The sequence below is a fragment of the Methanobrevibacter acididurans genome (assembly GCF_046197875.1).
In the GTDB taxonomy this organism is placed as follows: domain Archaea; phylum Methanobacteriota; class Methanobacteria; order Methanobacteriales; family Methanobacteriaceae; genus Methanobrevibacter_A; species Methanobrevibacter_A acididurans.
The window spans coordinates 1,282,960-1,307,698 of the sequence record NZ_CP166991.1; the positions used below are offsets into that span (position 1 = coordinate 1,282,960).

Annotated in this window: 27 protein-coding genes; 14 read left to right on the forward strand and 13 right to left on the reverse strand. The window is 27.7% G+C overall.

The window, feature by feature from the left end; all coding sequences use genetic code 11:
- Nucleotides 1-31: 31 nt before the first annotated feature.
- The 4 genes from ACA135_RS06305 to iorA form a co-directional block, all read right to left on the reverse strand.
- Nucleotides 32-967 carry a 3-hydroxyacyl-CoA dehydrogenase gene (locus ACA135_RS06305; RefSeq protein WP_409197910.1) on the reverse strand — a complete coding sequence of 312 codons (936 nt, stop codon included), beginning with the start codon at nt 965-967 and terminating at the stop codon, nt 32-34.
- Nucleotides 968-1,128: 161 nt separating this feature from the next.
- Nucleotides 1,129-1,410: a hypothetical protein gene (locus tag ACA135_RS06310; RefSeq protein WP_409197911.1), complete on the reverse strand. Its 282-nt coding sequence runs from the start codon at nt 1,408-1,410 to the stop codon at nt 1,129-1,131.
- A gap of 30 nt (nt 1,411-1,440) precedes the next feature.
- Nucleotides 1,441-2,037 (reverse strand): indolepyruvate oxidoreductase subunit beta, encoded by a 597-nt coding sequence (locus tag ACA135_RS06315; protein ID WP_409197912.1) that lies wholly within the window; start codon nt 2,035-2,037, stop codon nt 1,441-1,443.
- 2 nt (nt 2,038-2,039) lie between these two features.
- Nucleotides 2,040-3,971: an indolepyruvate ferredoxin oxidoreductase subunit alpha gene (gene iorA, locus ACA135_RS06320; RefSeq protein ID WP_409197913.1), complete on the reverse strand. Its 1,932-nt coding sequence runs from the start codon at nt 3,969-3,971 to the stop codon at nt 2,040-2,042.
- A 257-nt stretch (nt 3,972-4,228) separates the two neighbouring features.
- Between iorA and tfrB the strand changes: the two genes are divergently transcribed.
- The 4 genes from tfrB to glyS all read left to right on the forward strand — a co-directional run bounded on the left by tfrB (nt 4,229) and on the right by glyS (nt 9,170).
- Nucleotides 4,229-5,725 carry a fumarate reductase (CoM/CoB) subunit TfrB gene (gene tfrB, locus ACA135_RS06325; protein ID WP_409197914.1) on the forward strand — a complete coding sequence of 499 codons (1,497 nt, stop codon included), beginning with the start codon at nt 4,229-4,231 and terminating at the stop codon, nt 5,723-5,725.
- Nucleotides 5,726-5,744: 19 nt separating this feature from the next.
- Nucleotides 5,745-6,623, forward strand: coding sequence for a TrmJ/YjtD family RNA methyltransferase (locus ACA135_RS06330; protein ID WP_409197915.1), 879 nt, complete (start codon nt 5,745-5,747; stop codon nt 6,621-6,623).
- Between the two features lie 137 nt (nt 6,624-6,760).
- Nucleotides 6,761-7,348: a dCTP deaminase gene (dcd, locus tag ACA135_RS06335; protein WP_409197916.1), complete on the forward strand. Its 588-nt coding sequence runs from the start codon at nt 6,761-6,763 to the stop codon at nt 7,346-7,348.
- Between the two features lie 115 nt (nt 7,349-7,463).
- Entirely contained in the window at nt 7,464-9,170 is a 1,707-nt protein-coding gene (gene glyS / locus ACA135_RS06340) for a glycine--tRNA ligase (protein ID WP_409197917.1), read from the forward strand.
- A 23-nt stretch (nt 9,171-9,193) separates the two neighbouring features.
- Here the strand turns inward: glyS and ACA135_RS06345 are convergent, their stop codons facing one another.
- A complete protein-coding gene (locus tag ACA135_RS06345) occupies nt 9,194-9,796 on the reverse strand; it encodes an FmdE family protein (protein ID WP_409197918.1) in 603 nt (200 codons plus the stop codon).
- A gap of 119 nt (nt 9,797-9,915) precedes the next feature.
- On the opposite strand from ACA135_RS06345, the gene ACA135_RS06350 reads away from it, so the two are divergent.
- The gene (locus tag ACA135_RS06350; RefSeq protein ID WP_409199097.1) at nt 9,916-10,671 is read left to right on the forward strand and encodes a TatD family hydrolase; all 756 of its coding nucleotides are present in this window, start codon (nt 9,916-9,918) and stop codon (nt 10,669-10,671) included.
- Nucleotides 10,672-10,716: 45 nt separating this feature from the next.
- Here the strand turns inward: ACA135_RS06350 and ACA135_RS06355 are convergent, their stop codons facing one another.
- Together ACA135_RS06355 and ACA135_RS06360 are read right to left on the reverse strand one after the other, a co-directional pair.
- Nucleotides 10,717-11,112 (reverse strand): cell division protein SepF, encoded by a 396-nt coding sequence (locus ACA135_RS06355; RefSeq protein WP_409197919.1) that lies wholly within the window; start codon nt 11,110-11,112, stop codon nt 10,717-10,719.
- A 40-nt stretch (nt 11,113-11,152) separates the two neighbouring features.
- Nucleotides 11,153-12,199: a DUF1611 domain-containing protein gene (locus ACA135_RS06360; protein WP_409197920.1), complete on the reverse strand. Its 1,047-nt coding sequence runs from the start codon at nt 12,197-12,199 to the stop codon at nt 11,153-11,155.
- Between the two features lie 264 nt (nt 12,200-12,463).
- On the opposite strand from ACA135_RS06360, the gene ACA135_RS06365 reads away from it, so the two are divergent.
- Together ACA135_RS06365 and ACA135_RS06370 are read left to right on the forward strand one after the other, a co-directional pair.
- Nucleotides 12,464-13,408: a 3H domain-containing protein gene (locus ACA135_RS06365; RefSeq protein WP_409197921.1), complete on the forward strand. Its 945-nt coding sequence runs from the start codon at nt 12,464-12,466 to the stop codon at nt 13,406-13,408.
- Between the two features lie 49 nt (nt 13,409-13,457).
- Nucleotides 13,458-14,033, forward strand: coding sequence for a ZPR1 zinc finger domain-containing protein (locus tag ACA135_RS06370; RefSeq protein ID WP_409197922.1), 576 nt, complete (start codon nt 13,458-13,460; stop codon nt 14,031-14,033).
- Between the two features lie 15 nt (nt 14,034-14,048).
- On the opposite strand, the gene ACA135_RS06375 is transcribed toward ACA135_RS06370, so the two are convergent.
- Nucleotides 14,049-14,726, reverse strand: a complete 678-nt coding sequence (locus tag ACA135_RS06375) for a TetR/AcrR family transcriptional regulator (protein ID WP_409197923.1) — start codon at nt 14,724-14,726, stop codon at nt 14,049-14,051.
- 165 nt (nt 14,727-14,891) lie between these two features.
- Between ACA135_RS06375 and ACA135_RS06380 the strand changes: the two genes are divergently transcribed.
- The gene (locus ACA135_RS06380) at nt 14,892-16,364 is read left to right on the forward strand and encodes a radical SAM protein (protein WP_409197924.1); all 1,473 of its coding nucleotides are present in this window, start codon (nt 14,892-14,894) and stop codon (nt 16,362-16,364) included.
- Between the two features lie 60 nt (nt 16,365-16,424).
- Here ACA135_RS06380 and ACA135_RS06385 read toward each other — a convergent pair whose 3' ends face one another.
- Nucleotides 16,425-16,901, reverse strand: coding sequence for a hypothetical protein (locus ACA135_RS06385; RefSeq protein ID WP_409199098.1), 477 nt, complete (start codon nt 16,899-16,901; stop codon nt 16,425-16,427).
- Between the two features lie 296 nt (nt 16,902-17,197).
- Nucleotides 17,198-18,025, reverse strand: coding sequence for a carboxylating nicotinate-nucleotide diphosphorylase (gene nadC / locus ACA135_RS06390; RefSeq protein WP_409197925.1), 828 nt, complete (start codon nt 18,023-18,025; stop codon nt 17,198-17,200).
- A gap of 166 nt (nt 18,026-18,191) precedes the next feature.
- Between nadC and rnz the strand changes: the two genes are divergently transcribed.
- From rnz to nadA, 3 genes are all read left to right on the forward strand, one after another.
- The gene (rnz, locus tag ACA135_RS06395; RefSeq protein ID WP_409197926.1) at nt 18,192-19,088 is read left to right on the forward strand and encodes a ribonuclease Z; all 897 of its coding nucleotides are present in this window, start codon (nt 18,192-18,194) and stop codon (nt 19,086-19,088) included.
- A 24-nt stretch (nt 19,089-19,112) separates the two neighbouring features.
- Nucleotides 19,113-19,904 (forward strand): mechanosensitive ion channel family protein, encoded by a 792-nt coding sequence (locus ACA135_RS06400; RefSeq protein ID WP_409197927.1) that lies wholly within the window; start codon nt 19,113-19,115, stop codon nt 19,902-19,904.
- Between the two features lie 109 nt (nt 19,905-20,013).
- A complete protein-coding gene (gene nadA, locus ACA135_RS06405; protein ID WP_409197928.1) occupies nt 20,014-20,934 on the forward strand; it encodes a quinolinate synthase NadA in 921 nt (306 codons plus the stop codon).
- Nucleotides 20,935-20,986: 52 nt separating this feature from the next.
- Here nadA and ACA135_RS06410 read toward each other — a convergent pair whose 3' ends face one another.
- Both ACA135_RS06410 and ACA135_RS06415 read right to left on the reverse strand, forming a co-directional pair.
- Entirely contained in the window at nt 20,987-21,271 is a 285-nt protein-coding gene (locus tag ACA135_RS06410; RefSeq protein ID WP_409197929.1) for a DUF5750 family protein, read from the reverse strand.
- Nucleotides 21,272-21,295: 24 nt separating this feature from the next.
- Nucleotides 21,296-22,282: an alpha/beta fold hydrolase gene (locus ACA135_RS06415; protein WP_409197930.1), complete on the reverse strand. Its 987-nt coding sequence runs from the start codon at nt 22,280-22,282 to the stop codon at nt 21,296-21,298.
- Between the two features lie 151 nt (nt 22,283-22,433).
- Here ACA135_RS06415 and ACA135_RS06420 point away from each other — a divergent pair, with 151 nt between their 5' ends.
- The 3 genes from ACA135_RS06420 to ACA135_RS06430 all read left to right on the forward strand — a co-directional run bounded on the left by ACA135_RS06420 (nt 22,434) and on the right by ACA135_RS06430 (nt 24,194).
- Nucleotides 22,434-22,748, forward strand: a complete 315-nt coding sequence (locus ACA135_RS06420; RefSeq protein WP_409197931.1) for a hypothetical protein — start codon at nt 22,434-22,436, stop codon at nt 22,746-22,748.
- Between the two features lie 83 nt (nt 22,749-22,831).
- The gene (gene nucS / locus ACA135_RS06425; RefSeq protein ID WP_409197932.1) at nt 22,832-23,617 is read left to right on the forward strand and encodes an endonuclease NucS; all 786 of its coding nucleotides are present in this window, start codon (nt 22,832-22,834) and stop codon (nt 23,615-23,617) included.
- 25 nt (nt 23,618-23,642) lie between these two features.
- Nucleotides 23,643-24,194 (forward strand): manganese efflux pump MntP family protein, encoded by a 552-nt coding sequence (locus ACA135_RS06430; RefSeq protein ID WP_409197933.1) that lies wholly within the window; start codon nt 23,643-23,645, stop codon nt 24,192-24,194.
- Nucleotides 24,195-24,211: 17 nt separating this feature from the next.
- On the opposite strand, the gene ACA135_RS06435 is transcribed toward ACA135_RS06430, so the two are convergent.
- Nucleotides 24,212-24,706: a hypothetical protein gene (locus ACA135_RS06435; RefSeq protein ID WP_409197934.1), complete on the reverse strand. Its 495-nt coding sequence runs from the start codon at nt 24,704-24,706 to the stop codon at nt 24,212-24,214.
- Nucleotides 24,707-24,739: the final 33 nt, after the last annotated feature.

A 24,739-nucleotide genomic window follows, 5' to 3' on the forward strand; every position in this document is an offset into this window, starting at 1 on the left:
AATAAAAAAAAGAATAAAAAATATTTAAAATTTAATATTTATAAAATCCTTCACCAGCATTAATACCAGTTTTTCCAGCATCAATTTTCTCTTTAAGCATAGCTGCTATTTTTCCCTCAATAGTTTCAATATCAGATGCATTAGGGTTCATAATAACAATATTATAAGCAGTAGTTAAACCTACAATATCTAAAATTCTGAAAGGTCCAATAGGTGCACCTGTAGCAAGTACCCAAGTTTTATCAATAGTTTCAGGATCAGCTACACCTTTTGCATATAACATTTCAGCAGCATTTAAAAATGGAACTAACATAGAGTTAAGTATATAACCAGGTTGTTCTTTTTTAAGTTGTAAAGGAACCATACCAATTTTCTCAGCAAAATCAACCACTATATCATAGTATTTTTGATCAGTACCAGCATGCCCCATAACTTCTGCAGTATTATTCTTCCAAATAGAATTTGCAAAATGTAATGCAAGATATTTTTCAGGACGACCAGTATACTCAGCAAATGCACTAGGAAGTAATGTAGAAGAATTAGTAACAATAATAGTTTTATCCGGAATATTTTTAGCTAATTCTTGATAAAAAGGAATTTTTTGTTTTGGATCTTCAGCAATTGCTTCAATAATTAAATCAGCATCATTACCTGCTTCAGCATAACTTGTAGTTAAAGTTATATTATCATATGCTAATTCAGCTTTATTTTTCAATTCATCGATTTCATCATCAGTTAAATCTTTTTTATCAGTAAACCCATTACAATATGCACTTGGGTCTGTTTTCATTTGTTCAAGAGTTGTTAAATATATATTTTTTACTCTTTCAAGTTTAGGTTTAGCTCTTCCAATAGATCCTTCACTTCGTAACCAAATTGTTACATTGAATCCTTTAAAAGCAGTTTGAAAAGCTATTTGACTACCTAAAACTCCTCCACCTGCAACTACTATATTTTTCATACTCATTTATTAAACCTCCAGCAATTATAAATAAACATGTAAACCTAGGTTTTATAAGTATATAAAATAATATGATTTGATTTTTTAATGAATAAAAATATAAAAAATAGAAAAAATTGCGAATAAAAAAAATAAAAATTTAAAAAAAATGTAATGAAAAGAAAAATTTAAAATTCTCTTAACATTTTAGCTATTTCTTCCTTTTGATAACCTAATTTTAAAAGTAAGTTTTTAATAGAATCATCAGGTTTCTTACCATGAATTTCTTTCCAATTCTTAAAATCATTTTTCACAATAGCATTAACAAGTAATTGGATAGTAATTAAATCATCACCATCTATTGCAACTAATATTTCTTTTCCATTAAAGTATCTTTCAGGATCTACAAGGTCAAATTTTCCAGCACTTTTATCCCACTTAATTATTGCATTCTTTATTTTATATGACATGATTAAAAGTCTCCTAAAAATTTATATATTTTACTTAACAGCATTATATCCATTTTCAATAGCTTTAATATTCATTTCATGGAATTTAGGTTTAAGATTATTTTTCATAGCTTTAATAATATCGTTTTTAGATAAAATGAAATCATCACTAGCTGTTAATGCACCTAATAATACCATATTCAATGATAAAATACTTCCAGCATCTTCAGCTAATTGATTACCATTAAGAGGATGCACATTATTATATTCTTGTTTTAAAGTAGGAATAATCTCATTTTCAACAGATGGATATCTTTCACCTGTTTGTGAAATTGTTGAAGGGACAATAGGTATTGTGTTAAAAACAATTTTAGTATCATAATTTGCTTTATTCAAACCTCGAACAACTTCTATTGGTTCAAAACCAAGAACCATATCAGCTTTATGATTCTCAACAATACTACTTTTATAATCACCAATTCGAAGTTCAGTAGAAACTGAACCTCCTCTTTGACTCATACCATGAATTTCACTCATTGCAACATCATAACCTTGAGCCATTGCAGCTTCACCAATAACAACACTAGTCTTAATGATTCCCTGACCACCTACACCACAGATGTAAATATTATAAGTACCATTAGACATAACTATTCACCATCCTCTTTTTTAGCTTTTATAGCTTTTTCCGGACATATTTGAGCACATGCCACACATCCAAAACACATATTACTATCAATAACTACATCATCACCTATTTTAGATATTGCAGGACAAGCCAATTCATCCACACATTTATAACATTTTGTACAATTATCTTGAATACTCATTGGTTTTCGTTTTTTAATCCCTTTAATAAGTGTACATGGGAATTGTGTTATTACAACACTAACTCCTTCATATTCTAATGCTTCTTTATAAATATCAATAGTTTTTCTTATACTATGAGGATTAGTTGTTCTAATAAATTTAACACCAATAGCTTCAACTAATTTCTCAATATTTATTGCAGGAGCTTCATCCCCAACACCATCAACAGGTAATCCAGGATTTGGTTGGCCTCCAGTCATAGCAGTTATACGATTATCTAATATAGTTACAACTAAATTCTTATTATTATTATGAACAGCATTAATAAGAGGAGCTATTCCACTATGGAAAAATGTACTATCTCCAATAAAACTACAAACATATTGATTAGTGGATTTACTAAATCCACATCCATCACCAATACTGGAACCCATACTTAATAAGTAATCTGCAGCATTATACGGTGGACTAATACCTAAAGTATAACATCCAATATCAGAAGCAAAAACCATCTCAGATTCAGGTATTTCTAATTCTTCTGCAGCTTTACCAATTGAATAATAACTTGAACGATGAGGACAACCAGCACATAAAGTTGGTTGACGATTAGGAATAGAATCTTTTAATTCTTTTATTGCAGGGGAATCTTCATTATCTTCAAATTCATAATAATTTAATATTCTGTTAAATGATTCTTTAACAATATCTTGACTATACTCATGAACAAAAGGGAATGTTCCATTTCTTTTCCCATAAACTGGAATATCTAAACCATTTTCTCCAAGGATTGCTAAAACACTTATTTCAAGTATTGGATCTACTTCTTCAACTATGAAAATTCCATCTAAATCTTTCACAAAATCTAATATTAAATCTTCACTTACAGGATATGATAATCCTAATTTAAGTATATCAATACCTAATTTATCCTTGTTGATTACATCATATGCATAATTAAAAGCACTACTACTTGAAATTACACCAAATTTACCATATAACTTTGCAGGAGTACCAATATTATCAAAATGATAGACTTTATTTAATTCAGATTCAAATGCAAATTTTTCTAAAGAATCTATCTTATTTACAAGAACTGTGTGCATATCTAATGCATTTGCAGGTACAGGAACATATTGACTTGGATTTTTATCAAAGTGTCCTCTAGGCCAATATTCACCATCCCGTATATCTTCCTCAGATTTAGGAATGTCTCCTAATGTTACTGGTCCTCTCATATGAGATACTCGTGTTGTTGTTCTAACAATTACAGGTAATCCTATTTCTTCAGATAAATTATAAGCATAAACCATCATGTCTTTTACTTCTTGAGGATTACTTGGTTCTAAAACTGGAAGATTGGATTGTCTTGCAAAGTTTCTTGTATCTTGCTCATTTTGAGAAGAGAAAGTTGATGGATCATCTGCAACAAGTATAACCATTCCAGCATTCACCCCACTATATGCAGTAGTCATTGCAGAATCACTTGCCACATTCATCCCAACATGTTTCATAAAAGTAAATGATCGCAAATTACTTACAGCAGCAGTTGCTGCTATTTCCATTGCTGTTTTTTCATTTGCTGAGAATTCAAAATACATATTAGCATTTTTTGCTGTTAAAGATAAAATATTACCTATTTCTGATGAGGGTGTTCCTGGATAAGTTGCACTTACTTTTACTCCAGACTCAAAAGCACCACGTACTGCTGCTTCATTTCCAAGCAAAAATAGTTTTTCTCCTTTTTCACCTTTTGTTAATTTTTCATAACTCATAACGATTTCACCAATTATTAATAAAAAAATTTCAAATTTTATATAAAATTATAATATAATTATCTTTAGTTTTAATAATAAATATATATTTTTATAATGAAAAAATAGAAATCATTAAAAAAAAAATTTATGAAAATTAATTTCACATTATTATTAATAAGAATTTTAAAATAGTACTTAGCATAAAACATTAATTATTATAAATTTATATAAATCTTAAAAAATTTTATCAATATAAAAAGAAAGGTAGTCATTTTATGAAAATTAAAGTTCACGTATCACGTTTCAATAAAGACACAGATGAAAAACCATATATTGAAACTTATGAAATTGAAAAAACACCTCAAATGAAAGTTTTAGAAGCATTAAATTTAATAAATGAAGAATATGATGCAAATTTAAGCTTTAGAAGTAGTTGTAGAGCTGGACAGTGTGGATCATGTGCAGTGAGAATTAATGGAAATCCAGGATTAGCTTGTAAAAAAGAAATAGCAAACGAAACAACAATTCAACCTTTAAAATTACCAATAATTAAAGATTTAATAGTTGATCGTTCCTCAATCGAAAATAAAGTAAATGATATGGATTTACATCTTGAAACAAATGATCCTGAAGAATTAATGAAACCTGAAGAAATGGAAGATACATTAAAAGTTAGAAGTTGTATAGAATGTTACAGCTGTTTAACAGCATGCCCCGTATATCAAAATTTCCAAGAAGACTTCGCAGGACCTTATTTCATGAGATATATTAGTAAATTCGAATTTGATCCAAGAGAATTAAAAAATAGGTTAAAAGAAGGATTTGAAAACGGATTATATGATTGTACTAGTTGTGGAAAATGTGGAGCAGTTTGTCCAAAAGATATTAACAGTTTTGGAGATGCTGTTGAAAAATTAAGAGCAATTGCATACAGTGAAGATGAAGGACCTTTAGAAGCACATAAAAAAATTAAAAAAATGGTTGAAGAAACTGGTCGAAGTGTTACCCATCCAGAAAAAGAAGGATTTATAGAATCTTATAATAAAAACAAAAAACAAACCAAGGAAAAATCTAAAGTTGCTTTATTCACAGGTTGTATGGTAGATTACAGATTACAACATGTAGGTGAAGCTGTAATGGATGTTTTTAAAGCTAATGGTATAAATGTTGATGTTCCAGAAAATCAAGTATGTTGTGGCTCACCATTATTACGTACAGGGCAACGTGATGCAGTACAAGCATTAGCTGATAAAAATAAGGAAGTATTTAAAGATTATGATACTGTAATTACTATTTGTGCAGGTTGTGGTGCAACACTTAAAAATGACCATCCTAATTTCGGCAATAAATTAAATGTAATGGATATTAGTGAATTTTTAATCGATAAATTAGATACTAGTAAAATGAAACCATTAGATATGAAAGTAACTTGGCATGATCCTTGCCATCTTGGTAGAGGACAAGGAATCAAAGATCAACCACGTGAAATTATAGATATGATTCCTGGTGTAGAATTTGAAGAAATGGAATTCCCATGTCAATGTTGCGGAGCTGGTGGAGGAGTTAAATCTGCCAGACCAGAAATTGCCCTAGAATTAAGTAAAAACAAAGCACAAATGATTAAAGAAACTGGTGCTGATAATTTTATCACAATATGTCCATTTTGCCAATCCAATATTAAAGATGGATTAGAAGCTATAAATGAAACAGAAATTAATGGAATGAATCTGGTAGAATTATTAAAATTAACTTACAGTGAAGAAAAAGAATAATAATGGAGTTTTAATATTTATGCCCGGCACAGTAAGTGAAGAGGAAGTAATTGCAAATAAAGAATTAATACCTAAAACAAAAGATAAAGAAGAAGTTGAAGAATCTAAAACTGAAAGTAAATCAAAATCTACTAAAAGAGCTCAATTAGTAAGTAATGATTCAACTGTTGATGAAGGAACTTTACGCTTACAAAAAAATATTTATGTAGTTTTTGTAGAATGTGAAACTAGTGGAAATGTTGGTTTCTTAGCTCGTACAATGGCAAATTTTGGATTAAAAAATTTAGTTCTTATAAATCCGTGTGAATTAAAAGATGATGCATATTACCAAGCTATGCATGCAAAAAATCTTGTTGAAAATGCTATAATTTGTGATAATCTTGAAAGTTTCCTTAAAAAGTATTCTATTGATTTTATTATAGGTTCTACTGGAACTCCTGGCGGAAGTTATAATCTTTCTCGTATACCAATACCTCCTAATGAATTAGGGGAAAAAATGGATACAAATACTAATATTGCAATTCTTTTTGGAAGAGAAGGTGATGGCTTAACAAATGATGAAATTGATAAATGTGACATAATAGTTAGTATTCCTACAGATCCACATTATCCTATAATGAATATAACTCATGCTGCGGCTATTATTTTTTATGAAATCTTTAAAAACCGTAACCATTTCCCAGTAGAGGGTTATGATGAAAGTACACAAATAGAAAAGGATTATTTACTTAAGGACATGAAAGAATTGATTGATACTATTAAAATTCCAGACCATAAAAAACGTAATGGTCTTAAAACTTTTAAAAACATTATTAATCGTGCATTCATAACTGGACGTGAAGCTCATACTCTCATTGGAATACTTAGACGATTAAAAATGAGAATTGATGAGAAATAATTAACTCATCATATAATTTTTCTTTTTTTAAAAAAAATCTTTAATAATAAGTGAATAACTTATTTAATATAAAAAAACATAAAATAAAATATTATATTTTTTTATAAAAAATTATTTTTTTCAGGAATCAAATATTTATGGCTATATTAAGTGATAAAGATATTAAAAAATTATTGGATGAAGGACATATTAGTATTGAACCTTTAGACAATAAAGAAAAGCAAATACAACCTTCATCAGTAGATTTACGTATCGGAGATGAATTTAAAGTATTTCGTGTTATACGAACACCTTACATAGATCCAAAAGATAATGAGGAAGTGGCAAGTTACATGGAATCATTTAAAGTACCAGAAGGTGAAGCATTCATTATACACCCAAATGAGTTTGCACTTGCAACAACACAAGAAACCGTGAAATTACCTGATGATATTGTAGCACGTGTTGAAGGTAGATCTAGTATGGGTAGATTAGGTGTTACTATGCATGTAACAGCAGGATATATAGATCCCGGATTTGAAGGCAAAATAACCTTAGAAATTAGTAATATTGGTGCAATGCCAGTAGCATTATATCCTGGTCAAAGAGTATGTCAAGTAGTATTTGAAACAATGACTAGTCCATCCGAAATCCCTTATGGTCATCCTAGTAGACATAGTAAGTATATGGGACAAGAAAAACCTGAAAGTAGTCGGATTAAAATGGATTATGAACTTAATAAATAAAAAAAGATTTAATTATACTTTAACTTTTAAAAAAAATAATTTTTTTATTATTACTCATTCTTTTTTTTATAAAAACTAATTATCAAAAATAAATATTTATAGGAGTATTAAATTTATGAATCATGACAAAATGATGAATATTGGAGCAAAAAGAGGTTTCTTATGGCCTTCATTCGAAATTTATTCTGGAGTAAGTGGATTTACTGATTATGGACCATTAGGTGCAACATTAAAAAACAATATAATGCAAAAATGGAGAAAACAGTACACTGCAGGTGAAGGATTTTATGAAATAGAATCACCAACAGTTATGCCAAAAGAAGTATTAAAAGCTTCAGGACATGTAGATAACTTCACAGACCCAATGACAAAATGTGAAAAATGTGGAGAAGTATTCCGTGCAGATCATTTAATTGAAGAAGCAATCAATAAAGATGTTGAAAGCTTAGCTAATGAAGAAATGGACCAAATCATAATAAATAATACAATAAAATGTCCAACTTGTGGTGGAGAACTAGCTAAAATTTGGAATTATAATTTAATGTTTAAAACACAAATCGGTGCAAAAGGAACAAAACCAGGTTATATGAGACCAGAAACAGCACAAGGAATATTCATACTTTTCAAAAGATTATCTAGATTTTATCGTAACAAATTACCATTTGGAGTAGTTCAATTAGGAAAAGCATATCGTAATGAAATAAGTCCACGTCAAGGAGTAATAAGACTTAGAGAATTCACTCAAGCAGAATGTGAAATCTTCTTAAACCCTGAAGATAAAACTCACCCTAAATTTAAAACAATAGCAAATGAAACTTTAGATTTATGTTCACAAGATGTTCAAATCAATGAAAAAGAAGAATTACACATAACAGTACAAAAAGCTTTAGATGATGGAATAATAAGTAGTGAAATGTTAACTTACCAATTATACCTTGCAAGAAAATTCTTAAATGAATTAGGCATACCAAATGATAAGTTAAGATTCCGTCAACACTTACCTGGAGAAATGGCTCATTATGCTCTTGATTGCTGGGATGTAGAATGTTTAACTGATCAATATGGATGGGTTGAAATTATTGGAATAGCTGATCGTGGAAATTATGATTTAACACAACATGGAAAAGAAAGTAATGAAGAATTAAACATTTATATTCCTTACGATGAACCAAAAACAATTACTAAAAATACTGTAAAACCAAACCTTAAAGTATTTGGTCCAACATTCAAAGGTGATGCTCCAAAAATTATGGGTTGGTTAAAAAATTGTGATGCAGATAAATTAAAAGAAGAAATTGAAGCAAATGGTAAATATAATTTAGAATTAGACAATACTTATGAATTAACAAGTGAACATTTACTATTTGAAACAAGTACTGAGGAAGTTAAAGGTGAAAAATTAATACCTCATGTAATTGAACCTTCTTTTGGTATAGATCGTATACTTTACTGTGTATTATTACATTCTTTCCACAATGCAAGTGAAAATGATGATAAAGATTATTTCAAATTTAAAAACGAAATTGCACCTATAAAAGTAAGTGTTCTTCCACTTGTAAATAAGAAAGGTTTAGATGTAATAGCCTCCAATATTCAAGAATCATTAAGAAAAGATGGTTTCACTGTTGATTACGATGGAAGTGGAAGTATTGGACGGAGATATGCACGTGCAGATGAAATAGGTGTTCCTGTAGCTGTTACTATAGATTTTGATACAATAGAAGATAAAACTGTAACAGTACGTAACAGAGACACTGAAGAACAAGAACGTGTCCCTATTAATGATTTAACTAGTAAAATAAAAAGTATATTAAAAAATTAAAAAAAATAATGAGTGGAAGATTTTTATTCCTTATTAAAACAAGGAATACACACTTTTTCCCCATCTTTTTCTTTCATTCTATGTTCAGATACTAATTCTCCACATTCACCACATTTAATAGAATTATATAAATTTGCTTCTTTTGGTAAGGATAATTCTGCTTTTGATAATGTGAATAATTTATCTTCAGGAACTTCTAATATTTTATAAGATAATTCATCTTTGAAGTGTTGAAAACTTTTTTTATCTTCCATTGTAACAGTACCTTGATCGAATTTATTTTTTAGTGCTACAAATTCTGGAACAATATCATTAAAATCTGCATTTACATAAATTCTAATATTTTCACCATTTTCCCTATTATAAAATGTATATACATGTTTTCCATAGTCTTTAAATATGAAGTTACCTTTACCAAATGTACAACCAGTTACTACTTGTATTGCATCTACAGCACAAGAATCATTTTCACAAATTGCTACTAATTCTTCATCACCAGATTTAGATACATTTAACTTAATCATTGCAGTTTTAGCTACCCTATAACCTAAAGCAGAACCAGGACACACATGTCCATGAAATTTAGTTACTTCAGAAAAAGGCAATATTTCTTCATTATTTTCCATAATAATCCCTCTTAAATTCTTTTAAAAATAATTTTTAATTAATTCTATATTACCTTCATAATGATATAAATTTAATTAATTTAAAAAAAATATAACTATATAGAGAGTGAATATTTATGATGATAGATACACATACCCATGCAGACTCAAGAAGCAGTGAAGACTTTGATTTAATGTATACAAGCGGAATAGATACAGCAATCACTTGCTCATTTTACCCTTACAAACTACGAAATCAAACATGCTTAATAAACCACTTTGATAGAATACTTGAATATGACACCAAAAGAGCAGAGGAATATGGATTAAAATTAGAAGTTGCTTTAGGATTACATCCTGCAAATGTAAGTGAAAACAATGACCAAATTTATGAAGAAATTAGAAGATTAGTGGAAGAAAAGAAAATAGTGGCAATAGGAGAAATAGGTTTAGATGATAATACAATAAATGAACAAAAAGCATTTAAAAAACAATTAGAAATTGCAGAAGACACAAAAAGCAAAGTAATCATCCACACACCACGTAAAAATAAAAAAGAAGTATTGAAAGATATTAAAATCATTGTAGATGAAACAATAAATCCAAAATTAGTGGTAATAGATCATATTAATCCTAATGTTGTAGAAGATGTAATAGACTATGATTACACACTTGGTTTAACCGTACAACCACAAAAAATGACCAAAGAAGAAGCTATAAAAATATTAGATAAATATGGTTTTAATAAATTCTTATTAAACAGTGATATAAGTAATAAACCATCAGATCCTATAAGTGTGCCTAAAACTGTTCGCACACTAAAAAAATTAGGTTATAAAAATAGTGATATTGAAAAAGTAGCATTTAAAAATGCTAAAAAATTCTTCAAAATATAAAAAAATAAAAAAAATAATATTATTTTTTTCTAAACTTCTTTTAAATTATTGTTTTTTAATAATTTGAACCTGAGTAGGTGAGAGAATAATTAAATTTTTACCTTCTTCACGAGCAAGGAGTATTGCTTCAACATTATGTTGTTCACGTAAAATTTTAATTCTACGAGTAGCATTCTTAAATTCTACAGGACCTCTTCTTTCAAGAAAACCTAAATCAACAATAACAGGATTATTTTCTTCAAGAATTTGATCAGAAATATAATCTATATCTGCAATAGTTCTTGGGCGAATTAGAATAATTTCATAAAATGATTGTTCTGGAACAATTGTATATGTTTCGTCATAAAATTCTTCAGTGAAATCATTTACTCCAACATTTCTTTTATTATTACGGTTTTCTTCAAAACCAAGACTTTTTTTTAAAGTACCTATAAATGACATTTAAAATCACTTTTTCCATGAAAAAAATTTTAAAATTTAATTATTTTTTTAGATGATCTAAGATTGCATCTAATAATTTATCTGGATTTTCACGAACATCTGCAGTTGGAAGACCATATTCTTTTTCATAGTCTTCAGGTGTTTTATCCGGTTCGTTACGTAAATTAATACTAATTCCAACAACTTTAGTAGGTTCAACAGCTTCAATAGCTTTTATTTCCTCAGGTATGCCTCTTGGTTCACGGAATGGATGATTTGGTCTATGACCTACAATCACAGCATCAGGATGAGCACCTATTAAAATTGCAGCAGATAAACCTCTAGGGTGAGGGTTTCCATCTTCAGTTAAACTGGATTGACCTTCAATGAAAATAATATCTGGATGTTTTTCTTCTTCTAAGTATTTAATTGAACCTAAAATAGCGGATGGAATATCCATTGCACTTAAACTTCCTGCACGGAAATTAAAATCAGTAGGTTTTTCAAGCCCCATTTCATCTGTTGATATAACACCTGAAACTAATCCTCGTTTTGTTGCGGCTAATCCTAAATTACGTGTTGTTGTTCTTTTACCACACTCTTGAGAAGTACCTCCACAAAAAACAATACTTGCTTTTGGTGTGTATGATATTTTTGGTAAAATTTCAGTACTTTTTTCTGGAGCTATTCCAAAAATATTATTAATCATATCTAATCTTGGACTTATTTCCTTAATAGCAACCCCATTTTGATTAGCAAATTTTGCTAAAGAAATATTATCTTCAATAGATAATGATCTGAATGAACTTACAACATTTTTACCAGCATCAATTGCTTGTACTGCATATTTTAAAGCTGCCCCTTCTGCACCTATAGGTAACATTATAACTATACTTTTAGCTTCTGGAACTTCATCCATTAAATCTATTAAACTTGATGCAACTTCAAATCCCATAAAATTTGTTCCTTGTTTATCTGGGTCATCATCTACAAATCCTACAGTTTCAATTCCTTCAAGGTTTGAGAATTTTTCCCCACCTCCACCACATCCAATTACGATGTATGGGTTTAAGTTTTGAAGTTCTTCAACTGATGATATTGAATACAAATAATCACTCCTCATATTAAATTAATAAATTCTTGTTTTTTAATTGTTAAATAGTAAATAGAAAAATAAACATGAGTTAAAATTCTAAATAAGAAATTCCTCATAAACTCATATTACTAATAATTTATGATTTTTATATAATATAAATGTATTTTTTATAATTAAAATCCTTAAAAAAGCTTTTTTAATAAATAAGTATTTAATTACCAAAAATCTAAAAAAATATTATATTAAACCAAAACCAATTAAATTGAGGAATTTTTTATGGAAAAACCATATGTTATATTAATTGGAAGTGCTTCAGGAATAGGTAAATCTACAATATCTGCAGAACTTGCCAAATCATTAGGAATAAAACATTTAATAGAATCTGATTTTATAAGAGAAGTTGTGCGTGGAATTATTGGAAGTGATTATGCACCTGCATTACATGCTTCTTCATATATGGCGTATACTACTCTTAGAAATAAGAAAAACTATAAAACAGAAGAAGATTTGATTTGTGCAGGTTTTGTTGAACATGCATCATTTGTAGTTCCAGCAATTGAAAAAGTAATTGAAAGAGCTATAAAAGATTTTGATGATATTATAATTGAAGGTGTGCATTTAATTCCTGGACTAATAGATTTAGATAATTATAAAAATCAAGCCAATATTCATTTCTTTATATTATCTTCAGATGAGGAGTCACATAAAAATCGTTTTGTGAAACGAGCTACTGAAAAACGTCGTGGAGGTAAACAATTAGATTATTTTAAGGAAAATAGGGCCATTCACGATTTTTTATTAAGTGAAGCTGAAAAAAATGATGTTAAAGTTATTGAAACTGAAGAGATAAATACTACTGTTCAAAAAATTTTAAGTAATATTAATGAAAGTTGTGAAACTGTTTACTTAAAGAATAATGTTGATGAACTTAAAGATGTTATGGATATTATAATTAAAGAGAATAATGCTAGTGTTGAATGTATTATTTACCCAATTAAAGGTTTCAAAGAACCATTAATTAGAAAAGTTAATATTTATGAACAGAAAAAATCTGACAGTTTTATTAAAGCTTTAGAAGATGATCCTCAAAAGAAAGAGGAATTAAAAGAACTTTATTATTTATCTAATAAACATGGAATGAAGATTTGTGCACCAAATTATGAAATTTTAGATAAAATAATTAAAGAATTAGGTAGTAAAGGATATCTTTACAGTGAATAAAAAGAAAATGATAAATAATTAAATATAAATAATGAGAGGAATGTTTTATATGCCTGAGATGAGAATAGATTGTCCTGTATGTCATAAAAAGAATAGTGCAGTTAGTGATACAAAAACTGTGAAAATTCCATATTTTGGAGAAGTTATGGAATCTAGTATAATTTGTGAGGCTTGTGGTTTTAAACACAGTGACGTTATGAGTTTAGAACAACATGATCCTGCACGTCATAGTCTTAAAATTAATAAAGATAATTTAAGTAGTAGAGTTATTCGTTCTCAAAGTGCAACTGTTTCTATTCCTGAAATTGGTATTAAAGTTGAGCCTGGCCCAAAATCTCAGGGTTATGTTTCTAATGTAGAAGGGGTTATTGTTAGATTTAAAGATGCTACTCAAAGGGCTTTAACACTGTTTGATGATGAGGAATCTCAAAGTAATGGGAAAAAAGTTTTCAATGAATTAGATAAAATTTTAAATGGTGATTTAGAGGTTACATTAATTATTGATGATCCTTTCGGTCAAAGTAAAATTATGGATTTAAAAAGTGTAGAAACTCATTTAAGTGAGGAAGAACTTAAGCATTTGAAAACTGGATTTACTATTATTGATAATGATTCTGAAGAGTGAAAATTTTATTTTTTTTTAGGTTTTAATTGTTCCTATAGATGTATCTTTAACAATATGCCAATATTGGGATTTTATATTATCAAAACTTCCTCTTTTGGCTCCTAGCATATGTTCGGCATTGTATGTGAAAACATTTAATTTTAATACGGCTTTTCTTTCAGGCCATAAGTTAATTGTGTAGTGTATTATTGGTAATGTGATTGATAAACTTACTACAAGGAATTCTAATGCTTCATCATAATAAGAAGGGTTAAATACTTTTTCTTCTATTCCTTCATTTAATAATTCTTCCATTATTTTTTCTAAAGATTCCATTCTTTTTATTAATATATCTTGGAATAGTTCAGGGTTACGTGTGTAAACATTATGGATTTTTTCTGTGTCTTTGTATACATCAATTATTTCCATTATCATATTAGATAATTTTTCTAATGTGGAATAATTTGGATTGTTGAAGATTTTTTCTAGGCTTCTTAGTTCTGTTTTTATCTGTCTGTTTACAATTATTTTTTTTACTTCTTCTTTATTTTTAAAATGGTAATAGAATGTTCCTTTTACAATGTGTAAATCTTTTATGACATCTTTAATTGTTACATTACTATATCCTTTTTCGTAGAATAGATGCCATGCTGAATTTATTATTTCTTCTTTCCGTTCATCTGGTGGTAGGGATACTCTTGTTTTATTCACCATTTTTTTATCTCCAAATACTCTTTTTTGATGTTATTTTTTATTTTTGTAGAAAGGTTTATATATAATTATATACAATTTTTAACTAAGAGTCAGTGACCTTTAGTCAGTCATTTAAATAAAACTTTGCAAAAACACTCTTCAAGAAAAAAGAAGAAGGGAAATAAAATGAACACAGAAGAAGATGAAGAAAATATTGAAAAAATGATAAAAACCTTTGAAGACATAATAAATAACCCTTTATCTCAAAAAATGTTAAACAATGCATTAGTTTACTGTAACAAATGTGGAAAAACACGATTAGAATCTGCACTAGATTATTACCTCGGAAAACAAGACAATATATGCTTAAAATGCAAAGTAACCTACGAATTAGTAGAAATAGTAATACATAAAGCATTAAAAAGTTTTAACACATCAAAAGAATCTTTAATAAAAACCATGCAGGATGAATACTGGGAAAAAGGATTAATAAGCACTTTCAAAGGAATGGCAACATTTGGAGTAAAAAAACCATTCACACCAGGAGCACCATTCCAAATAGTATGGAACATAACACAAGCATGTAACTTTAACTGTATACACTGTTATGAAAATGCTGGAAAAAAGGGCCCTGATGAATTAAACAAAGAAGAAATATTAAATGGAATAGATAAATTAGCAGATCTTGGAATAGCATCTTTAGCATTTAGTGGAGGAGAACCATCAATACATCCACAAATTAAAGAATTCATTAAACATGCCAACGACCGTGGTTTGTACGTAAGTATGGCTACAAATGGATATATTTTCAATGATTATGAAAAAGCAAAAGAATTAAAAGATTTAGGATTACAATTTGTGCAAATAAGTTTAGATGGAGTAAATCCAAAAACACATGATAATTTCAGGCAAAAAGATGGATCATGGAAACGAGCAATAGAAGCTATTAAAAACTTTAAAAAAGCAGGAGTATTTGTTGAAATATCAACAACAGCAACTAAGAAAAACAAAGATGAAATCCCTGAAATGATAACTTTTTTAAGAAGTATAAATGTTGATTGGTTTGTATTATATAACTTTATACCAACAGGAAAAGGAGCAGAAATTAGTGAAATAGATTTATCTCCTGAAGAAAGGTTAAATCTTTTAGAATTAATTTATAAGGAAAATAGTAAAGGCGAAATGCAAATACTATCCACAGCACCACAATTTGCAGATGTAGTAACTCATACATTCAATAATGACCAAATGATACCTACACACTTTTATAATGTTGAATATAGTAATCCTGCAATGATGAAATTATCAGAATTTGTAGGAGGCTGTGGAGCAGGAAGATTTTATATGAGTATAGAACCTAATGGAGATATTTATCCATGTGTATTCTTCCCCCATGAAAAAGAAGTTAAATTAGGAAATATCCGTGATGATGTTGAAAATATATGGACAAATAATCCATTACTAATGAAATTAAGAGATAAAGATGCATTATTGGGCCATTGTGGAGTTTGTGACTCTAGATATATATGCGGAGGATGTAGAGCTAGAGCTTACAATTACTTCCATGATGTAACATATCCGGATCCCGGATGTGAAAAAAATAAAAATGCATGGGATAAAATCATAGAAAAAGAATCTAGTGAATATTTAGCTAAATAATATTTTTTAAAAATAGTTATTTTTTTTGAAGATAAAAAAATTAAAGGAGAATATTTTTAATTAATATTCTTCTTCATCTTCAGTTTCTTCTGGTATATTAGATGATGAAAATTCAGCAAAATCTTCGTCTTCTTCTTCAACATCTTTAAGTTTCATTGTTCTTTTAACATCCATTGCTAAAGCATCACAATCTGCCTTTATTGCATCTAAATGTAATAATATTCTTTCTTTTTCTTTATTGATTCTAGTAATATTATTATATGCATATGTTGATTCTTTTAACATTTCATATTCTATTGTAGTGTATGGGTAATCGTTTAATTGTTTACATACATTTTGTAGAACATCTCCAAGGAATCTGTTCATTTCTACTTTTACTCTTTCTCTAATCATTTTGTCAGAGTCTAAGTTTTCTTTCATTAAACGTACTACTTCTGCTTTAGCGAAAGGTAAATCATCATCAGGTACTTCTTCTACCGTTTCTGTGATTTGTTCTTCAGTTTCTTCGTTTTCTTCAGTGCTATTTTCCTCTTCCATATTTACTTCTTCATATTCTTCTGACATAATCATTAAACTCCTGTGAAATTTTTATTTTTTTTAAAATTTTTTATTTTTGTAAAAAAAAGCTTCTACTTTAATAAGTATTGCTTATTTCATCTATGTGTATACCTATATTTGTTTTAAGCAGTATATAAACATATTTAAAATTATTGCAAAACAATATAATTTTTCAAGTAGTGTAAAGGAAAACTATAATAATTATTAAAGCTTACTATAAGAATTTTAATAGTGCGAAAAATGAGGAAAAAGAAACTAAAAAAAATAGAAAAAATTTATATATCTAAACTAAAATTTAAACTACGAGTAGAATGAGTCAAAGCACCTAAAGAAATAATATCCACATCTAAACTAGCATAATTAAGAATAGTCTCTTCAGTAATCCCACCAGATAATTCAACTAATACATTATCACGTAAACCCTCATTTTTTAATATATTCAATGTTTTAAGAGCTTCATCAGGATTCATATTATCAAACATTACAATATCTGCACCATTTTTAGCTGCAATTACTGCATCATCACTATTTTCAACTTCAATTTCTATTTTTTTAGAAAAACTAACATTACAATGAGCAAGTTTTAATGCTTCAGCAACGCCCCCAACAATAGCAATATGATTATCTTTAATTAAAACCATATCATCTAAACCATTTCTATGAGGATCTCCTCCCCCAATAATTATAGCTTCTTTATCAAATTTTTGTAAAGCTGGAGAAGTTTTTCTTGTACCTGCAATTTTTAAGTTAGGATTAATTTTATGAACTTCATTTACAATATTAAATGTTTTAGTAGCCACGCCACTCATTCTCATTAAAAGATTAAGAACTGTACGTTCTATAAGTAAAATAGTTTTAGCTAAACCTTTAAATTCTATTAATCTATCCCCTGGTTTAATAATATCTCCATTATTCAAACTACTTAATATAGAAACATTATATTCTTCAAAAATTTCTTTAATAATATTAATACCTGCAAGAATACCTGTATCTTTAGATAATATAAAACCTTCAACAACAATATCTGAATTTATTAAAGCATTAGAAGTTATATCTCCATAACCTTCATCTTCTGTTAACATATACTTAATTATTTCATCCATATATAATCCCTTAAAATCTTATTAATAAATTTATAACAAAAAAGATTTATTTATAATATTTAATTTAAATTTAATATTATTTATTAGTATTTAATTTTATATTAAATGAGAAATATAAATATTAAAGACGAATTTTTATAATTCTTAAAAAAAAGGAAAAATTTATATGGAAATTGAATTTTTAGGAACAGCATCTGCAGTACCAAGTAAACAAAGAAACCACTCTAGCATAAGTTTAAAAGCATTTGGTGAAGTAATATTATTTGACTGTGGTGAAGGAACACAAAAACAATTAACTTATGCCCATATTAGTCCAATGAAAATAGAAAAAATTTTCATAACACATTTCCATGGAGACCATATACTTGGGTTACCTGGACTTATACAATCAATGGGTTTTAGAGGTAGGGAGAAACCTTTAGATGTATATGGTCCTAAAGGAGTAAATGCCCTATTTAATGCAATTCAACATATAGGTTATTTTGTAATAAATTTCCCATTAAATTTTCATGAAATTTTAGAAGAAGGAGAAGTAATAGACAACGAGGAATATATTATAGAATGTGCATTTGCAGACCACAATGTTCCAGCATTAGCTTACTCTATTACTGAAAAAAAGAAACCACGATTTTTAAGAGAAAAAGCAATAGAATTAGGTGTTCCAATTGGTCCTGATTTTGGAAAATTACATAATGGCGAGTCTGTAATAGTTGATGGTCAAGAAATAACCCCTAAAATGGTGTTAGGACCTCCAAGAAAAGGTAGGAAAATAACATATTCTGGAGATACAAGACCTAATGAAAGAATTGTGAAACTAGCAGAAGATAGCGATATATTAATACATGAATCAACTTATGATTCCAGTGATTGTGAAAAAGCAAAAGATCACTCTCATTCAACATCTAAAGAAGCAGCAAATATAGCGAAAAAAGCAAATGTTAAACAGTTAATTTTAACACATTTCAGTACTCGTTATACGAATACTTTAACTATAGAAAAAGAAGCATCTGAAGTTTTTAAAAATAGTGTAGTTGCATATGATTTCATGAAGATAGAACTTTAAAGATAAAATAAAGAAGATTATATTATGATTCCAACATTATCCCAAATATTAGATCTAAGTTTTTTAGACACTTTTTTCTACATTATTATCATTTTAATTGTAGCTTATATAAGTTTACATATTTTAAGTAGTATAATTACAAAGTTTTGGAAAAAATTCAATATGGATTTAACCATATTATATTTAATTACTGATTTATTAAAATATATAATCCTAATTTTTGCATTAGCTTGGATTTTAAAGTTAATAGGAATAGATTTACAAGGAATAATTATTAGTTTAGGTTTAATTGGTATTGTAGTAGGTTTTGCTGCTAAGGATGTTTTCAGTAACTTTATAGGTGGAATATTTTTAATTACAGATAAAAATATTAAAGTTGGAGAAATTATTAGTGTGGATGATTTAAAAGGTAAAGTTTCAAAAGTTACTTTCAGAAACACTGAAATTATAACAGTTGATGGATTTAGAGTAACAATACCTAACAGCACATTAAATACTGAAATGTATGTAAATTATCCTAAATTAGAATTAAATAAAATAGTATTAGAAGTATTGGTTCCTTTTGGAATTGATTTGAAAGCATTTAGTGATGATTTTGTTGAAAAATTTGAAGAAAAATCTTGGGTAATGTCTGGAAAAAAACCAATAGTTTATGATATGGATATAAGTGAATTTGGAAGTCAAGTTAAACTATTTATTTGGGTTAATGATTATACTAAAGTTAGTGAATATACTTTAGAATTAGGTGATGAAGTCAGACAGATTATTGAAAAACATAATAAGAATAAAGTCTTGAAAATTGAAAAGAAAGTATGAATGGAATAATTTTTTTTAAATAAAAAAATTTTTATAACAATAGTTATATAGTACTTATTTTAATATAATGATTCATAAAATATATAAAAAAAGTAGGGAAGAGAAAAAAATGGAAAATAAAATACTGATTGAAGAAATTCTTAAATTAAAAGAAGAAAAAAATGCAATAATACTTGCACACAATTACCAACCAAAAGAAATCCAAGAAGTAGCTGATTTCCTTGGAGACTCACTAGAATTATGTATTAAAGCATCTGAAATAGAAGATAAAGATATAGTCGTATTCTGTGGAGTAGACTTCATGGCAGAAACAGCATATATACTAAATCCAAATAAAAAAATCCTCATACCAGATGTTGAAGCAGAATGCCCAATGGCACACATGTTAAATGCAGAACAAATAAAAGAAGCAAAAAAACAATACCCTAAAGCACCAGTTGTATTATATGTTAATAGTTTAGCTGAAGCAAAAGCCGAATCAGACATATTATGTACCAGTGGAAATGCATTAAAAATAGTAGAAAGTTTAGATTCAGACACAATACTATTCGGACCAGACACAAACCTTGGAAGATACGTGGAAAAACAAACCGACAAAAAAATCATACCAATACCAGGAGACGGTCACTGCTACGTACATAAAAAATATGAAGTAAAAGATATTGATAATGCTAAAAAAACACATCCAAATGCAGATGTTATTGTACACCCAGAATGTGATATAGAAGTTCAAAATGCTGCAGATTACGTGTTAAGTACTGGTGGAATGTTAAATCATATTAAAAATTCAGAGAAAGATGAATTTATTATAGGAACAGAAATTGATTTCATGACAAGAGTAGAGAATGAAACTTCTGGTAAAAAATTATATCCTCTACTTTCAGATGCAATCTGTGAAACTATGAAATTACATACCCTAAAAAATCTTAAAAATGCTCTTCAAAATGAAGAACATATTGTAAAAGTCCCAGAAGATATTCGGGAAAAATCTTTCAATGCAGTAAACAAAATGATACAAGCATCTAAATAAAAAAACCTTTCCCTATACATTAAAAATTAAATCACTTCTTTTTATTCTTTTTTTATCCCATATCCTCAAGAAAACTTGATAAAAAATATTTCATTTCAATTTCTTCACGTGCCACAAAATCTTCAGGTTTTATTTGAAATCCATCAACATTAAACGGATAAAACTTTTCAGAGTATTTCATAGTTAAAATTAAAGAATCATCCTTAAGTTTTTTCTCCCCATCTGTTAAATTATTATATAAAAAACTAAGAGAATTCTTATCTAAATCCGAAATATTATAAGTAATATAACCAATATTATTAGATTCTATACCATAATCAACTAATTTCACAATCATTTTAATAAAACCCTCCAAAAAATTTTATTCTTTAAATTCTTTTAAGAAATCCTCTATTTTATCACTAACTTGTTTTAACTCATAAGATCCAAGATGACCATGTAATGATTTGAAAATAATTAATTCAGAACCTGAAACAATATTATGTAATGGAATTCCATCTAATTCAGGAGGGAAAAATTCATCACCTTCAATTGCTATTATTAATAATTTAGATTTTAATTTTCCTAAATCTTTCTCAATATCATAATTTAAAGAAGCATTATTATTATAAATTAAATCATTAGGATCATCTAAAACACCTTCTTCAGCTAACATAATCATTTCTTCATCTATTTCATCATTGGAACATTCCCTATAATAAGATTTAGATTGTCCAAAAGTGTAGACTGATTCAGAAGCTAAACGTAAAGATCTAGCTAATTTTTTAGAATATTTACCCTCATTATAATCAGGGTCAGTTTCTATTATATGATTCATGAATTTAGATAAAGCATAATTATGACCTGCAGTTTTATAACTACTTGCTAAAGAAATAGTGAAATCCATAAAATCAGGATATTCAGTTGCCCAAGTTAATGCTTCAAATCCTCCCATACTATTACCAATGACTCCAATAATATGATTAATTCTGTATTTTTCTTTTAAAAATTTAATTTGAAAATTAACCATATCTTTTATATTGTACTTTGGAAAATTATAACCTAATGAAGTAGTAGATGGACTAGCACTTCCAGGTGATCCTAAAGTAGACATGCTTATTATGAAAAACTTATCAGTATCAATTACTTCACCAGGACCGGTTATTTCATTGATTCTTCGAACAGATTTATAACTTCCACTTGAACCATGACAATAAACAATAGCATTAATAACACGACCATATTTATCATATTTTGGTGTTCCTAATGTCCCATATTCAACTTTAACCCCTCTTAGAACATCACCGGCTTCAAATTTAAATTCAGTGAGAAAATGACTTTCTTTTTTAATAGTATTTTCAATATCCATAAACTAAGTAACCCTCCGTTTTTATATTTTTTAATTTTTATTATATTTATTTATTTAATAAAATTTTTTATAAACTACAATAAGATTAATTTAATATGATTAACTAAAATAATTATTAATTAAAAATAAAACATTAAGGATAGTAATTTAAATGCCTGATGAGAAAGAAAATGAAGAAGTTAAAATAGAAACTAAAGGAAAAATTAAAGTAAATGATGATTTTGAATTTGAAGAAAAAAATCCTATTCTTGCAGCAGTATTATCCATAATCCCTGGTTTTGGTCAAATATACAATGGTGAAAAAGGTAAAGGTGCAGTAATATTATTAATATTCATTTTTATAGGTTTTTGCTTAGCTTACAGTGTATATCCAATAGTATTAAATATATTAATATGGATTTACAGTATTGTTGATGCTTTCATTACTGCAAGAAAAATTAATAAAGAAAAAATTGTATATGATTAAAAATTATTATAAATTACTAATTTTATTAATTTTATAAAAAATAGATTAAACTTAAAAGAAATAATCAACAATTAATAAGTTATATGAAATATAAAATTTTAGAAAAACCTAATTGTGAAGAAGCATATGACTTAGTTAAAGAGGGTTTATGTAAAAAAGCTATGATTACCCTTTTTAGTTGTTGTAAAATAATTTATGAAGGTCGTGCTCTGAGTCAATTAGATTTTGGAGAACGTTTAATAATCATTAAACCTGACGGATCATTTCTAGTTCATCAAGAAAAAAAGGTTGAACCTGTTAATTGGCAACCTCCTAAATCCAGAACAAAGGTAAATGTCCATGATAATGAACTTTTTTTAGAAAGTTATCGTAGAACCCCTAAAGAACGATTAGAAGTTGAAGTAAAAAAAACTTTATTTGCAAGTTATTCTGTAGCTAAAGACTATGCAGAAATTGAACTTGCTGGTTATGAAAAAGATATGGGCGATATGATAATGAAAAAACCTTACTTAATAGAAGAAGGTTTTAAACCTACAGCAAGAGAATATAGTACAGAACATGGATTCATTGACATATTAGGTAAAGATTATGATGGAAACTTAATGGTTTTAGAATTAAAAGCTAGAAAAGCTGGAACTAATGCCGTGAAACAAATCAAAAGATACTTGAGTGATTTTGAAAATCCTGAAAATGATTATCTGAAAGATTTAGGAGCAGAGAAACAAAAAATCCGTGGCTTACTTGTTGCACCTAGTATTAATGAGGATGCAAAAGAATTATCTGAAAAAGAAGGGATAGAATTCGTAAGTGTTACCCCTCCAAAAGAATTGAAAAATGATAAAAAAGTAACATTAGACATATTTAAATAAAAAAAATGGAATGTGAGACATAAAAATGATATTAGATTCTTATTCAATGATATTATTAGCAATGGCATTAGGTACTGATAGTTTCAGTGTGTCATTAACTAAAGGTTTTTCCCAAAAAGGTTTAACAAAATCACAAATTTTATGGTATGCTATATTCTTCGGTGGTTCAGAAGCACTTATGGCATTAATTGGGTACTTTTTTGGTAATCAATTAAGTGGATTTGTATCAAATGTGGCAACATGGATAGGATTTATACTTCTTTTACTTATAGGTTTAAATATGATTCGTGACGGATTAAAAAATGACGAAGAAACCGTTGATGAGTTTAGTTTTAAAGAAGTTACATTATTATCAATAGCTACTAGTATCGATGCATTTGCTGTTGGTTTAACATTTGCATTATTACATATAAATTATTGGATTCCTATATTATTAATAGGATCTGTAGCTTTTATATTCACTATAATTGGTGCATTAATTGGTAAAAAATTAGGTGATTACCTCGGAGATAAATTCTTAATTATTGGAGGTATAATTTTAATTATTATCGGTTTAAAAATATTATTAGGAATATAAAAAATTTGTATTCCTAATTATTTCTTTTGTTCTTTATTTTTTAATTCTTCAATTTCATTTAAATGATATTCTAAAGTGTATGGTGTGGCTGGTTGAACTTGAAGACCTTCATGTGCCATTTCAAGTTTATAAACTAGGAAATCTTTTGTTTCTAAGCTTAAAAATTTATTATTATCTTCTAGTTTTAAATTATCTAATTCTTCTAAAATTTGTTTATATTCTTTTTCTTCTAAATTTATTAATTCTTCAGCAGATAATTTTTGTAAATCTTCATTTAATTGTAATCCTATACCAATCATACCATTAACTTTTTTTCCTTCCCATTCAAATTCTGCTTTTCTTATTTGTTCCATTTGTGAAAGTACATGTTTTTTAGTTGGTTCGGATGCAGGTAATTGTGAGGAAGTTCCGGTTACATTTAATTTGTAATCATGTTTCCAGTCACCTACACGGTATATTGTGTAATTATCATTTCCAAAAATTATTTCTTTTCCTATATTTTCTTTTACCATTTTATTATTTCTCCAAAAATATGATATTTATTA